Genomic DNA, 14,115 nt, shown 5'->3' on the forward strand with positions numbered 1-14,115 from the left:
CTCCATCACGCTACGACTTGAACGATGCTTGAGTGTAAGCACCTGCGTACTGTCACGCACCCCGACTCTTGCTCTTCAATTCTGCGCGTTTCGCAGTCGTTGCTCGGGCAACGGGTGCATGATGTTCAGACAGCACACTTCGCGGGACGTACTGCCTCGTTCATCGTAAGACCCCGTTAAGCCCAACGCACACCTGGAGACTATGCCTATGTCTGCTTCCCCGCAGAAACTCGAAGACTGGCTCGACAAGCAGGCGGTAGCCGAAGACGACATCACCACCTTTCCGCTGGCAGCGATGGCCGCCACGCTCGATCGCGAAGAACACGGCGACAGCGTGCCGCCGCTCTGGCATTGGCTATATTTTCTGCCGATTGCGCCGATGTCCGAGGTCGGCCCGGACGGCCATCCTAAGCGCGGCGGTTTCCTGCCGCCGGTTCCGTTGCCGCGCCGCATGTGGGCCGGCGGCCGGCTGACGTTTCACGCGCCGCTGAAAGTGGGCGAGCGCGCCACGCGGACCTCGACGATCGCGCATATCGAAGACAAGACCGGCCGCTCCGGCCGTCTCGTGTTCGTCACGGTGCAGCACACCATTGAAGCTGGCGGCGAACTGAAGCTTGAAGAAGAGCACGACATCGTCTATCGCGACGCGCCGCAGGAGGGCGCGCGGCCACCGCAGCCGCAACTCGCGCCGGAAGGTGAAGCATGGCGCCGCACGATCGACGCCGACCCCGTCATGCTGTTCCGCTACTCGGCGCTGACCTTCAACGGCCATCGGATCCACTACGACTACCCGTACGTCACGGAGGTCGAGGGCTACCCGGGGCTAATCGTTCACGGTCCGCTGATTGCGACGCTGCTGGTCGACCTGGTGCGCCGGGAACGACCGGACGCCACGTTGCAAAGTTTTGCCTTCAAGGCGGTGCGTCCGACATTCGCCGGCCAGGCGTTCGCGGTATGCGGCAAACCCTCCGCCGACGGCAAGATCATCGATCTGTGGGCCAAAGACCACGAAGGCTATCTGACCATGCGTGCCACGGCGGCGCTCGGCTGAGTTGGGCTGAACTGTACGAGATGCGAGCTTCCGCGCGCGCTAGCGCATCGAGGCAACCGCACCTCGATGCCGCACGGCAAGGCCCGCGAATCCGCTGCGTGCCCCGCTTTTGTGCGCGATTCCAGCTAGCGAGCGAATCGACGATGCTTGCCCGCAGTCACAGCGCCTCAACAGACGGCGGGCAGCGCCGCATCGTTTTCGCATTCGGCCAGCAGTGAGAGGAGCTTGTCCAGCGCGAACGGTTTCCTGAGAAAGCCTTTGACGGGCAAGGCGGGCGCCTCGCCGCTGCCGCTCGTCAGAATGACGGGTACGGACGCCAGTTCACTGCGTGCCTGCATCGATTCGATCAGCTCGGCGCCATCCATGTTGGGCATGCGCCAGTCACACACCACAGCGCTTACGCGCGTGCGCTGCAGCCGTTCAAAAGCTTCGGCGCCGTCCGCCGCCGTGGCGACCGTGTAACCACGGCCGACCAGCACGGCGCGCAGCGCGGACAATGCCTCGGGTTGGTCGTCGACCAGTAATACGCGACTCATAATGCTTGTGCCTGAAATGTCGGTGAGACTGCGCCTCGGGTGTTCTCGGCGCCAGTCGTGACGGGAGCGCGCGCTGAATTAGCGTGCGTTGTGTCCTGTCGAGCCGCAGGAGTAAGCAAGGGGCGTGCCTGGAGATTCGCGTTGTCGCGCGTCGGTCGTCGAACCGTCCGGCCCACAAGAACTCGCCACGCGATTTTCACCGACGCCGTCAGGCACCGCCCAGCATTTCCAATAAGAAACCCACGCGCTGCCGGCGGCACGCCGCCGCTGCCCGTGCTCCGGCATTCGCGGAAGTCGTGAAGCGTGCATGGCTGTCACACTGTTATTCAAGCTCAGTAAGCCCTCAGCAGTTTTGCGCCGAGCTTGCCCGGGCAAATACCCTTGCCGCCAGAAAAACCCGCGTGTATAGTTTCCGAACTTACTCTTGTTTCGCATCGGAAATAAAAGGGATCTTCATGGACGCTTCCACCATCCTCGCCGACCTCGGCATCGCCCACGCGGCGCAAGCCGGCGACATCGCGGTTCATTCGCCCATTACCGGCGAACTCATCGGCCGCGTGGCCAGCAACACCGTGGCGGAAGTCGACACGGCCCTCGCCCAGGCGCAACAGGCGTACGCCGGCTGGCGCAATGTCCCGGCGCCGCGCCGCGGCGAACTGGTGCGTCTGCTCGGCAACCGTCTGCGTGAGAAAAAGCAGGCGCTCGGCAGCATCATCACGCTCGAAACCGGCAAGATTCTTCAGGAAGGCATGGGCGAAGTGCAGGAAATGATCGACATCTGCGATTTCGCGGTCGGTCTGTCGCGCCAGTTGTACGGTCTGACGATCGCCTCGGAGCGTCCGGGGCATCGCATGGCGGAAACGTGGCATCCCATGGGCACTTGCCTCGTGATTTCGGCATTCAATTTCCCGGCGGCGGTGTGGTCGTGGAATGCGGCGCTCGCGTTGGTCTGCGGCAATGCGGTGATCTGGAAGCCGTCGGAAAAGACGCCGCTCACCGCGCTCGCCGTCAATCAGATTCTCAACGAGGCATTGCAGGAATTCGGCGACGCGCCGGCCGGTCTCACCGCATTGATCAACGGCGGCCGCGACGTGGGCGCGAAACTGGTGGCCGATCCACGCGCATCGATTGTCAGCGCGACGGGCAGCACGGAAATGGGCCGCACGGTCGGCGTGGAAGTGGCGAAGCGCTTCGGCCGCTCGCTGCTCGAACTCGGCGGCAACAACGCGGGCATCGTCACGCAAACGGCGGATCACGAACTCGCCATGCGCGGCATTCTGTTTTCGGCGGTCGGTACGGCTGGGCAGCGTTGCACGTCGCTGCGCCGTTTGTTCGTGCACGAAAGCGTGTACGACAAAACCATCGAACGTCTGAAGCAGCTGTACAGCAAGGTGCCGATCGGCAATCCGCTCGAAAAGGGCACGCTGATGGGGCCGCTGATCGACAAGCAATCGTATGGCCGCATGCAGGAAGCGCTGCAACAGGCTACGGCCGAAGGCGGCAAGGTATTCGGCGGCGAGCGCGTCGACGTGAAGGGGTATGAGGGCGGTTACTACGTGCGTCCGGCGATTGTCGAAATGCCGTCGCAAACGTCGGTGGTGTTGAAGGAAACGTTCGCACCGATTCTCTATGTGCTGCGCTACTCCGATTTCGCCGACGCGGTCGAAGCGAACAATGCGGCTGTGCATGGTCTGTCGTCGTGCGTATTCACAACCGATCTGCGTGAAGCGGAACGCTTCCTGTCCGACTCGGGCAGCGACTGCGGTATCGCGAACGTCAACATCGGACCGAGCGGCGCGGAAATCGGCGGCGCGTTCGGCGGCGAGAAGGAAACCGGCGGCGGCCGCGAGTCGGGTTCGGACGCGTGGAAGGCCTATATGCGCCGCGCCACCAACACGGTCAATTACTCGTCCGCATTGCCGCTCGCGCAGGGTATCGACTTCAATATCGGCTGAACCCGTTCGCGTCATTCGTTCGGTTATTCGTGACAGGCAGCGGCGCAATCACGCGCCGCTGCAGCTTGACCCAATCTTCTTCTGCATCCATTTGCGCCGCCGAGGTTGAGAGCGGCCACGCTACTCGTGGGGTAACACGTGAGTTCCAAAGTCGTGATCGTCGGCGGTGGGGTGATCGGCAGTTCCATTGCGTACTTCTTGCGGCTGTCCGATCCGACAGTCAGCGTCACGGTGATCGAACGCGATCCGACTTATGCGCGCTCGTCGTCGGCATTGTCGGCGGCGTCGATCCGTCAGCAATTCTCCACCCCGCTTTCCATTCAGATGTCGCTGTTCGGCATCGAGTTTCTGCGCTCGATCGGCGAACGGCTCGAAGTCGACGGCGCCCAACCGTCCATCGATCTGCACGAAGGCGGCTATCTGTTCCTCGCAACACCCGCTGGCGAAGCGACGCTGCGCGAGAATCACGCACTGCAAAAGAGTCTCGGCGCCGATATCAGCCTGCTCGACAAAGCCGCGCTGCAAGCGCGCTTTCCCTGGCTGAACACGGAAGGCCTCGCCGCCGGCGCGTACGGTGAAAGCGGCGAAGGCTGGTTCGACGGCTACGGGCTCGTGCAGGCGCTGCGCAAGAAGGCGCAGTCGCTCGGCGCGCGCTATGTCGCCGCCGACGTCACGGCACTCCAGCGCGAAGGCAAACGCGTGACCCATGTGCAGACCGCGAACGGCGAGACCTATCCCTGCGACGTGGTGGTCAATGCCGCGGGCGCGTGGTCGCGCAAGGTCGCGCAGATGGCCGGCATCGACATTCCGGTCTACGCGCGGCGCCGCAGCATTTTCAATGTCACCTCGCCAGGGCAGCTCGAACGGTGTCCGTTGCTGATCGATCCGAGCGGCGTGTATTTCCGGCCCGAGGGCAAATCGTTTATCTGCGGGACGTCGCCCTCGGCGGACAACGACCCCGACGATCTGCCGCTCGACGAAGTCGATCACGCGCTTTTCGACGACGTGATCTGGCCGACGCTTGCGCACCGCGTGCCGCAATTCGAAGCGCTGCGCGTGCAGAATTGCTGGTCCGGCTATTACGAATACAACGTGCTCGACCAGAACGCGATCATCGGCTATCACCCGGCTGTCGATAACTGCCTTTTCGCCAACGGTTTTAGCGGACATGGTTTGCAGCAAGGCCCGGCAACGGGCCGCGGCATCAGCGAACTGATTCTGCATGGCCGCTTTACGACGCTCGATCTGGGCTCGCTGAGCTTCACACGCGTGCTCGAAAACCGGCCTATCGTGGAGAAGAACGTGGTGTAGCCCCCAGCGCCGGGGTGATGCGAAAAACGCAATACGTAGTGCGTAGATATCGTTTGCCGCTCACCCTGTCGATGGCCACAATCGACGCCGATCCTCCATCTAGAGATAAGCGGCCCGTCATCATGTTCACGTTCAATCCCGCATTCGAAGCGCCGACCGGTTCGCCGATTCGCGAACTCTTCAAGTATCTGACGCAACCCGGCATGATCTCGTTCGCCGGCGGCTATCCGGCAAGCGATCTATTCGATCGCGAAGGGCTCGACGCCGCGGCGGCGCGTGCGTCGCAACAGCCCACGCTTTGCCTGCAATACGGTCCCACCGACGGCCTCGCCGTCCTCAAGGAGCAACTCGCGCATTTGATGGCGCGCCGCGGAACCCCTTGCACACCGCAGGAATTGCTCGTGACCACCGGCTCGCAGCAAGGCTTTGATTTGCTGCTGCGCGTGATGGTCGCGCCCGGCGACGTGGTGCTGGTGGAGCAGCCGGCGTATCCCGCGACCCTGCAGGCGCTCAAGCTGCAAGAGGCCGACGTGGTCACGATTCCCGTCGATCAGGACGGCCTGAACGTCGACGCGCTCGCCGCGCTGCTCGAGTCGGGCACGCCGCGCCGCGCGCCGAAGCTGCTGTACACGGTGCCGACCTTCGCCAATCCAACTGGTGCGACCTTGTCGCTTGAACGCCGCATGGCGTTGCTGAAACTGGCGGCGCGTTACCGCTTTCTGATTGTCGAAGACGATCCCTACGGCGACCTGCGCTTCAGCGGCGCAGCGTTGCCCTCGTTGCTCGCCCTGAGCGAACAGGTGCCGGGTTCACGCGATTGGGTCGTGCATTTTTCCAGTCTGTCGAAGATCGTCGCGCCGGGTCTGCGCGTGGGCTGGATGCTCGCGCATGCGGAGATCCTGCGCCGCTGTGTGGTCGCGAAGCAGACCGTCGACCTGTGCAGCTCGCCGTGGACTCAGGCGATTGCCGCGGCGTACCTCGCGAGCGGCGCGCTGGAGCGTCATTTGCCGCGCATCGTCGAGGCCTATGCCGTGAAATGCCGCACGCTGTGCGACGCGCTCGACGCGCAACTGGCGGAACACATTGCATTTCATCGTCCCTCCGGCGGCATGTTCGTGTGGGCGCGACTGAAGGGCGGTCAGAATGCGACCGATTATCTGCGCGCCTGTATCGAGCGCAATGTGATGTTTGTGCCGGGCGCGGCGTTCTATAAAGACAATATCGACCCCGCCGCACTTCGCCTGTCTTTTGCCGCGCCCGGCGTAGCCGATATCGAAACCGGCGTGCGGAGGATGAAGCAGGCGCTCGAACTCATTTGACGGCGGCTAAGGCAGTATTCGCCTCGAACGATTAAACGCGATACTGAATAACCCGGCTAGCACATGGCGTGCAGCCGGGTTTTTTACGTGTTCTTTTAATCGCGTGGATTTAGCATAAAACTCGGGGAGAGTAATGCGATACAAGGCCGCTCAGGACTGGCGGCACTATTCACAAGGCGTCGGACGCATGCGCCGCACATGCCTTGCCGATAACGCCAGCAACAGTTCGTGCCAGGCGGACGAATCAGGTTGCTGCATCGAAAGGACGCATTTCCCAATCCCCATAATTAGACGTGTGTCCGATTTTTGTCAAACCCTGAAATGGCCCGACTGTTAAATAAGAAGTGCCGTTGGTTTCCGGTTAAAAATATCGGTTATCATCGCTGCCTTCGGCAATGATCCCGCTGGCTTAATCGGCCGGGTATTCCCGTTAATACCGTCGCATCGAACCAGAAGAAATCAGATGAAGATGTCGCGAAAAAAGATTGCAATCCTGGTCGTCGGTCTTCTGGTCGTGGCCGGCGTAATCATTCAGGCGGTGTGGCGTCCATTTGCGCATCGCAAAGCCGCCGGCAATGGCGAAATCGTCCTCGACATTCATCACCCTGATGCGGTGATCGACAGCGAAGCGCTCTCGCGCTTGCCGCGCGACATCCTGAGCGTGCCGCTACTGCGCGACGTGCTGACGCAAGACTTCGTCGACTATTACGAATCGGGCAATACGCGGCTGTCCGCGGAGGGCGCGCTGCGCCGGCTCGCGTTCGAACATCAGCTCGATTGGCGCGACGAAATGATCCGCCGTGTATTCGACGAACCCGCGCACGTGCTGCTGTGGCGCTCGCCCGACGGGCGTCTGGGCTACTGGGTGATGTCGATGCATCGCAACGGTTTCGCCAAGCTGCTGCAAGGCATAGGCAACGTCGCGACGAGCGATGCGCAATTGAGCCAGGTCGCGAAGCTCTCCGGCGGGGTGCCGGTCTATGCATTGAAACTGGCGATTGGCCGCACGCTGCTGTTCGCCAGCAAAGACGATCGCCTGGTCGTGCTGTCCGCGCCCGGCGTGCTGCTCGACGAGAAGGGCGGCCTGCTGAGCGAGCGCGCCGATGCGGTGTCCGACATGCTCTCCTCGGGCCGCGACGATGCAGCGCGCGCCTTTCAGCTCGATGCACCCGGCGAGGCGCCGAAGGGTCATCGGCTGGTGGTGTCGGCCAATTATCTGTCGTTCGGTTATCAGGCGTTTTTCTCCGGCATCGACGCACTGCGTTTCGATTTTTCATCGAGTGGCAGCACCGCCAGCGGACTCCCTTCAGGGCGTGCCGCGGCGAACTGGCAGACTGCGGCGCTGATCGAGCCGGGCAAGTTGCCGCAGCATTGGAACAGTGCCGATTTGTGGCGCGCGTTGCCGGCCAATCCGGCGGCCTGCACGAGCTTGCCGGCGGACTGGAAAGAGGCTTCCGGTCTCCTCGGCAAGGTGGCCGACGGCGGCGCGGATAACGCCGCCGCGATCGGCGAGCACCTCGCCGGTCCCGCGGCGGTGTGCTGGTATGCGAAGTCGACGCTGGTCGCGCCGGTGTTCGTCGCGCGCGTGAAGCAGCAGGACGCGGCCGGTACCGCTGCCTTGAAGACGGCGCTCGGCAAGACCTTCGGCGACGTGATCGGCGCCTATGAAGCGAAGGCCGCCAAGGCCGACGGCGCCGGCGCTTCGGGCTATCGCCGCTTGCCGGTCACCACGCGCGACCAGGGTGCGGACGTCACCGTGTGGCAGCGTCCGGTCAGCGCGCGTTCGGGGACGGCATTGACGAGCAAGGCGTCGTTCGCGTCGCAGTTGTCGGCGGAGCGCTATTTCCCGGTTACGCTCGCACTCGCGCACGGCTATCTGATTTTCTCGCCGGACGGCCGGCTCGTCGACGACACGCTCGCGGTGCTCGATAAACGCTATCCGGCGCTTGCCGATACGCTCGCGCCGCAACGGCTGCCGCGCACCGTTCTGACGCTCACGCCTGCGTCGGCCGCCGCGCTGATCGAACGCGAGGCGGGCGCGGCGTTGCCGGCGGATCAGGAAGCGGTGTTCCGCAACGCGTCGCGGACTCATCTGGTGCCGAAGCTGCATGCACTCGCGCACTATCCGCCGCTTTCGCTGACGCTGCCGCAGAACCTGCCGGGTTCGAAGGGCTGGGTGCCGGTGGAGTGGTGGTTCGAACGTGCGAAGACCGGTGTCGGTTCGACGGAGAGCCCTGCCGATTCGCCCGCGGATCAGCCCGGCACCGAGGGCGACTGAGTGCGCCGCCTTCGCGTCCCCGGCGCGGCAGCCGCGACGTGCGTGCCTGAGCGCGCGCCGCCAGGCACGCTCGCAGCGAGGCCGGGGCAGTCCGCGCATGCCGCGAATGCCGCGGATGCTGCGCAGTCAACGCAGCCCGCGCATACCACGCCAGTCGCACGCGATGTCGCCACCGCCTCCCGCCGCGCGTGGCTAGCACGCGTTGCATGCGCCTTCGCCGTCGCGAGCCTCACGCCCTACGCTTTCGCGCTCACCAGTACCACCGCATCACCCGACCCCGACGCACTCACGCCGCAGCAATCGGCCACCTTTCGCGCGTGGTTCGTGCGCATCGTCGATCAGCAGATGCGGCGCGGGCCGACGCCGCGCTGGACGCAACGCGATTGCGCGGGCCTCGTGCGCTTCGCGGTCGGCGAGACACTCAGGCCGCACGACACCCGATGGCTGCGCGCCAACGGCATGACCGGTCTCGCGGATACGAGCAGCATGCCGCCCGAACTGCAACTGTCCGCCTCGCAGCGCATGATCGCCAACCGCTGGACCCAGCTCGACGGTTCCACCGGCGCGTATGCTTCGGCGATCGCACTGATTCAACGCAACAGCCGTTTTGTTTCGAAGGACGTGAACCAGGCCCTCCCTGGCGATCTGCTGTTCTTCGACCAGGGCGACGACCAGCATCTGATGATCTGGCTGGATCGTTACATCGCCTATCACACCGGCACCGTCACGCCGACCGATACCGGTCTGCGCGCCGTCGCCGTTTCCGACCTGATGCAATGGAAAGATTCCCGCTGGCAGCCGCTCGACGGCAATCCGAATTTCGTCGGCGTGTTTCGTTTGGACTTTCTGACACCATGACCCGAATGATTTCCGTCACGCCATCGCGCGGTTGGTTGGGCAACGCTCGCCGTCGCGCGGCATGCACGTTCGCCGCGCTGCTTCCAGTCTTATTCGCGGCCATCGCGCTCGCCGTCGCACCGGCTGCTCATGCGGACGACGAAGCGTCGGGCGTGGCCGCCGCCGATGCGAATATCGCCGGAAATCCGACGTTGCAGACGGCGCCATCGAGCAACTTCAGTTCGCAGAAGGTCGACGGCCAGCCGTTCTTCCTGCTCTCGGACGCGAGCTTCGCCAGCGATCAACTCGCGCAGGTGCGGCTCGAAGCGCCCGGCCGCGATTTCAAGGACGCGTTGCAGGCGTATGGCGGCGCGGACATCGTCGTGTATCGCGTGCCCAGGCCGCTCGACTTTCTGAAGGCGCAGAAGAATCTGCATCGGCTGAACGTCGCGCCGAATTATCAGGGTGAAGGGCTCGCGAATACGCTCGCGTATTTGTGGGACCGCTGGTTCACCGAAGCGCGCCGCGCATGGCAGCGCGTGCTGTCTTTCGCCACCCGCAGCAAGGCGACCGAAGCGGCGCCGCAATTCAGGCTCGGCGAGCAGACCGGCAAACAGACGCAATTCCAGCCGAACTCGCCATTCGCGCCGCTCAAAGGCTACGACATGGTTGCGCGTTTCCGTTATCCGATCTGGGACGCGAAAGTGATCCAGCCGCCCAAGGGCGTGAACCTCGCGGGCAGCAGCAGTAACTTTATCGAAGCCAGTGCGGGCAACGTGATGATTCCGGTCGGCAAGCTGCCGCCGGGCCTGTATATCGTCGAGGCGGCGATCGGCAACTATCGCGCGCATACGCTGCTGTTCGTGTCGGACACGGTCGCGGTGGTGAAAGCCGCGCCGAACGGCATGCTGGTATGGACCACGCGGCGCGATAACGGCAAACCAGTCGCGAACACGGAAGTGAGCTGGACCGACGGCGTGGGTGTTCTGCAAAGCGGCACGACCGGCGGCGACGGCACGCTGGTGCTGCAACACGTGAGCCCGGAGCGCAGCTACGTGCTCGGCACCGATCCGCAGGGCGGCGTGTTCGTGTCCGAGAATTTCTACTACGACAGCGAGATCTACAACACCAAGATCTACGCGGTGACCGACCGGCCCATGTACCGGCCGGGCGATCCGGTGCATGTGAAGTTCATCGGCCGCACGTTCCAGAACGCGACGCAGTCGTCCGTGCCTGCCGAAGCCGAGATCGAGCTCGACGTGCTCGATCCGAACGGCGCGCCGGTGGCGAGCAGCAAGGTGCATTTCGCTTCCGGGACGGGCGCGGATACCGCGTTCACGCTGCCCGCCGACGCGACCGCCGGCGGCTATACGCTGCGCTTCGACTACAACGGCGATGTCTACGGCGCCGCGTTTCGCGTCGCCGACTATGTGAAGCCGCACTTCGACGTGAACCTGTCGATGGATAAAGCCGACTATGCGACCGGCGAGGCGCTGAAGGGCAAGATCCAGTTGCGCTATCCGGACGGCAAGCCCGTGCGCGACAGCAAGATTTCGGTCACGCTGCGCGCGCAGAAAGTGACGATCGTCGACGGTGAATTGCGTTATGCCGGTCTGTTCCCGGTCAAGCTCGATCAGCAGGAACTGAAGACGGATAGCGACGGCAACGCGAGCCTCACGCTGCCTGCCGCGAAGGAGCCGAGCCGCTATGCGTTGACGCTGTTCGCGCAGGACGGCGCGGCATACAAGGTGCGCGTGACGCGCGAAGTGCTGATCGCGCGCGGCGCGACATCGTATCGTTTGAACACGGCCAGATCGTTCTCGCAGCCGAAGGAAGCGGTCAGCTTCGATCTGCAGGCGCTCGGCGCGATCGATCCGGCCTCGCATGCGCCATCGAAGTGGGAGTGGACGCGCCTCGAATCACAAACCCATGGTGAAGGCGCGTTGAAGAGCGCGAGCGGCAAGCTGTCGTTCCCGGTGCAATTCGATGAGCCGGGTTCGTACATGCTGTCGGTCAAGGACGATGTGGGCAATCTGCTCGCCGCCACCAGCCATTGGGTCGCGGGCGACGGCGTGAAGGCGATTCCGGGCAGTGTCGAGATCGTGTTCGATCGCGACAGGTACAGGGTCGGTGATACCGCCGAGGCGTTGATCACATTCCCGATGCCGGTCGACGACGCGTTGCTCACGCTCGAACGCGACAACGTCGAACGGCGCGCTCTGCTGACGGCGGGCGGCGACTGGCTGCAACTGCAACGCGTGGCGCCATCGCAATGGAAGGCGCGTATCAAGGTGGGCGCAGACTTCGCGCCGAACATGACGTTCTCGGTGTTGTACGTGCACGCCGGCGAATACGTGTTCCAGAACGCGGGCATCGTGGTCGCTCAACCGCAGATCGAACTGAACGTGAAAAGCGACAAGCCGTTGTACGGCCCGGGCGACACGGTCACGCTGAACGTCGACAGCACGTTGAACGGCAAGCCGGAAGCGGCGAACCTCACCGTGAGCGTGGTCGATGAAATGGTCTACGTATTGCAGCCGGAGATCGCGCCGAATATCGTCGACTTCTTCTATCACCCGCGCCGCAACAACGTGCGGACTTCGTCGAGCCTCTCGTTCATTACGTACGACCTCGCGCGCTCGCCGCTGAAGGGCGCGCCGGGCGGACCGCAGCGCGCGAACTATAACGAGCGCGGCGTGAAGGTGCTCGAACGGCCGCGCCGTGACGATCAGGACACGGCCGCGTGGGAAGGCAACCTGAAAACCGATGCGAACGGTCACGCCACCATGACGTTCAGGATGCCCGATTCGCTGGCGCGCTGGCGTATTACCGTGCGCGCCGCGGCGCCGGATGGGATGGTCGGCCAACGTACCGCTTACGTGCGCTCGGACAAGGCGCTGTATCTGAAGTGGAGCGGTCCGTCGCATTTCCGCGTCAACGATCAGCCTGCCATCGACATGATCGCCTTCAATCAGACCGACGCGGACATGGACGCACAGTGGGTGGTGGATGGCGGCGGCCTGTCGTTGAATCAGAAGGTCACGCTCAGGCGCGGCGCGAACTATCTGCGCTTGCCGAGCGGCGCGCTGAAAGACGGCGTGATCAACGCGACATTGCGCCGCGCGGGTCAGGATGTCGATCGTCTGCAGACCGCGATTCATCTCGACGCGAGCGGCTGGCTCGACCTGCATCAGAACATGGTGGCGCTCGACGGTGCGAGCAAGCCGCTCGATCTGCCGCAAGATGCGCAAGACGTCAGCGTGCGTTTCATCGGCAGCGCGGCAAGCCAGTTCATGCGTGTCGCCGACGATCTGATCGCCTATCCGTACGGGTGCGCCGAGCAGACGTCGAGCCGCCTGATTCCATTGGCGCTCGCGCACGACGCGATCGGCCACGGCGAGAACGCGAGTTCGACGCAAGGGCTCGAAGCGTTGCTGCGCAATCAGCGGCAGCGTCTGGCCATGCTGGCGGGCGTCGGCGGCACGTTCGGCTGGTGGGGCGATACCACCGGCGGCAGCGCGCTGATCACGGCCTACGCGTACTACGCGGATTGGCTCGCGAGCCGCAGCCTCGGCATCAGCCTGCCCGCCGACAACTGGCAGCATGCGATGGATGTCTATCGCGACGCCGGTGCGAAGGAGCCGCTGCTGCATCGCGCGCTGGCCTTGTGGCTGATGCAGCAGATGGGCTTGCCGGTCGCGACGCCGGTGTCGGGCGTGGCCGCCGACCTGATGAGCGACGCGGCGGCCACGGCCAATGCGCCGGCGCGCAGCGGCACGTATGGCGCGCCGGACAGCATCGTGTTCGCGCAAGCCGATACGCCGCGCGGCAAGCAGATGGCGACGCTGCTGATCGCGAGCATGGCGCGCAGCGCGACTGCTCAATTGCCCGAGGGTTTCGACGCGGCGGCGAGCGCCGCGCGTAGCGCGTTGAGCAACGATCCGGCGCCGCTCGTGCAAAGCCTGCTGGTCATGTCGGGCGGTGAAGGCGGCACGGCGGCCGATGCCTCGGCATTGCTCGCGAAGAGCAGCGCCGATTACCCGACGCTCGATCGGGCTCTGACGCTCCTGTGGTTGCGCAAGACGCTCGGCGGCGATGTGGCGGTCGCGGCGTTGCCGTCGCTGCAAGGCGCGGGCTGGACGCGCGCCTTGACGCCCACCGGCGCGCCGCTCTACAAGTGGAGCGGCGCGGCGGTGCCCACCTCGCTCGACGCGGGCGCCGCGCGCACCGACGTCAATGCGCTGGTCGCGTTCCGCAGTCATACGAGCGAGGACAGCCGTCTGAACATCACCGTCGCGCGCCGTTTCTACAAGCTCGAACCGCTCGAGGTCGCGGTCGATCCGAAGAAGAAGGACGCCGCCGGCGAGAGCCAGTTGGGGCGCTCCGCGTTCACCGCGCGGCTGGTCAAGCAGGGCGACGCGATCGACAGCAATGCGCTGTACGTCGACGAGGTCACGCTCACGCCGCGCTCGGGCAACGCTTACCACTATGGCTTGCTCGACGTGCCGCTGCCTCCGGGCGGCGATGTCGAGGCGACGAGCTGGGGCGTGTCGATCGACGGATTGCCGGGCGCGAAGGAGGGCGCCGCCGGTCCGCAGCCGTTCCAACGCGTTGCGTCGTACGAGATGGGCGAGCTGGCGTATCACCAGCCCGTTCCGTTGCTCGACCGTCCGGTCACGTTGCGGCAACTGGTGCGCTTCGCGTTGCCGGGCACGTTCGCGCTGCCGCCCGCGCGCTACTTCCGCATGTATCAGCCGGACGCGAAGGCGTTCGAAGGCGGCAAGAGCGATCGCGTGACGACGCTGCGCATTCAGTAAGCGAGACGAAA

At 64.4% G+C, this 14,115-nt stretch carries 8 protein-coding genes; 7 read left to right on the top strand and 1 reads right to left on the bottom strand.

Translation table 11 applies throughout. The features are described 5' to 3' along the window. Positions 1–208 precede the first annotated feature (208 nt). A complete protein-coding gene (locus CJU94_RS30260; protein WP_095422248.1) occupies positions 209–1,051 on the top strand; it encodes an HTD2 family dehydratase in 843 nt (280 codons plus the stop codon). Positions 1,052–1,218: 167 nt separating this feature from the next. On the opposite strand, the gene CJU94_RS30265 is transcribed toward CJU94_RS30260, so the two are convergent. Continuing rightward, positions 1,219–1,587 carry a response regulator gene (locus tag CJU94_RS30265; RefSeq protein WP_095422249.1) on the bottom strand — a complete coding sequence of 123 codons (369 nt, stop codon included), beginning with the start codon at positions 1,585–1,587 and terminating at the stop codon, positions 1,219–1,221. Positions 1,588–2,042: 455 nt separating this feature from the next. Between CJU94_RS30265 and amaB the strand changes: the two genes are divergently transcribed. The 6 genes from amaB (at position 2,043) to CJU94_RS30295 (ending at position 14,104) form a co-directional block, all read left to right on the top strand. Next, complete coding sequence (amaB, locus tag CJU94_RS30270; protein WP_095422250.1) at positions 2,043–3,542, top strand: L-piperidine-6-carboxylate dehydrogenase; 1,500 nt, start codon at positions 2,043–2,045, stop codon at positions 3,540–3,542. 138 nt (positions 3,543–3,680) lie between these two features. After that, positions 3,681–4,853 (top strand): NAD(P)/FAD-dependent oxidoreductase, encoded by a 1,173-nt coding sequence (locus CJU94_RS30275; RefSeq protein ID WP_095422251.1) that lies wholly within the window; start codon positions 3,681–3,683, stop codon positions 4,851–4,853. Between the two features lie 122 nt (positions 4,854–4,975). Then, positions 4,976–6,172 (top strand): aminotransferase-like domain-containing protein, encoded by a 1,197-nt coding sequence (locus CJU94_RS30280; RefSeq protein WP_095422252.1) that lies wholly within the window; start codon positions 4,976–4,978, stop codon positions 6,170–6,172. 463 nt (positions 6,173–6,635) lie between these two features. Continuing rightward, positions 6,636–8,450, top strand: a complete 1,815-nt coding sequence (locus CJU94_RS30285) for a DUF2138 domain-containing protein (protein ID WP_095422253.1) — start codon at positions 6,636–6,638, stop codon at positions 8,448–8,450. Further along, entirely contained in the window at positions 8,451–9,308 is an 858-nt protein-coding gene (locus tag CJU94_RS30290; RefSeq protein ID WP_244221016.1) for a DUF1175 domain-containing protein, read from the top strand. It begins immediately after the preceding gene. After that, entirely contained in the window at positions 9,305–14,104 is a 4,800-nt protein-coding gene (locus tag CJU94_RS30295; RefSeq protein ID WP_095422254.1) for an alpha-2-macroglobulin family protein, read from the top strand. The genes CJU94_RS30290 and CJU94_RS30295 overlap by 4 nt, the downstream gene beginning before the upstream one ends. Positions 14,105–14,115: the final 11 nt, after the last annotated feature.

The sequence above is a fragment of the Paraburkholderia aromaticivorans genome, from assembly GCF_002278075.1.
Taxonomy (GTDB): domain Bacteria; phylum Pseudomonadota; class Gammaproteobacteria; order Burkholderiales; family Burkholderiaceae; genus Paraburkholderia; species Paraburkholderia aromaticivorans.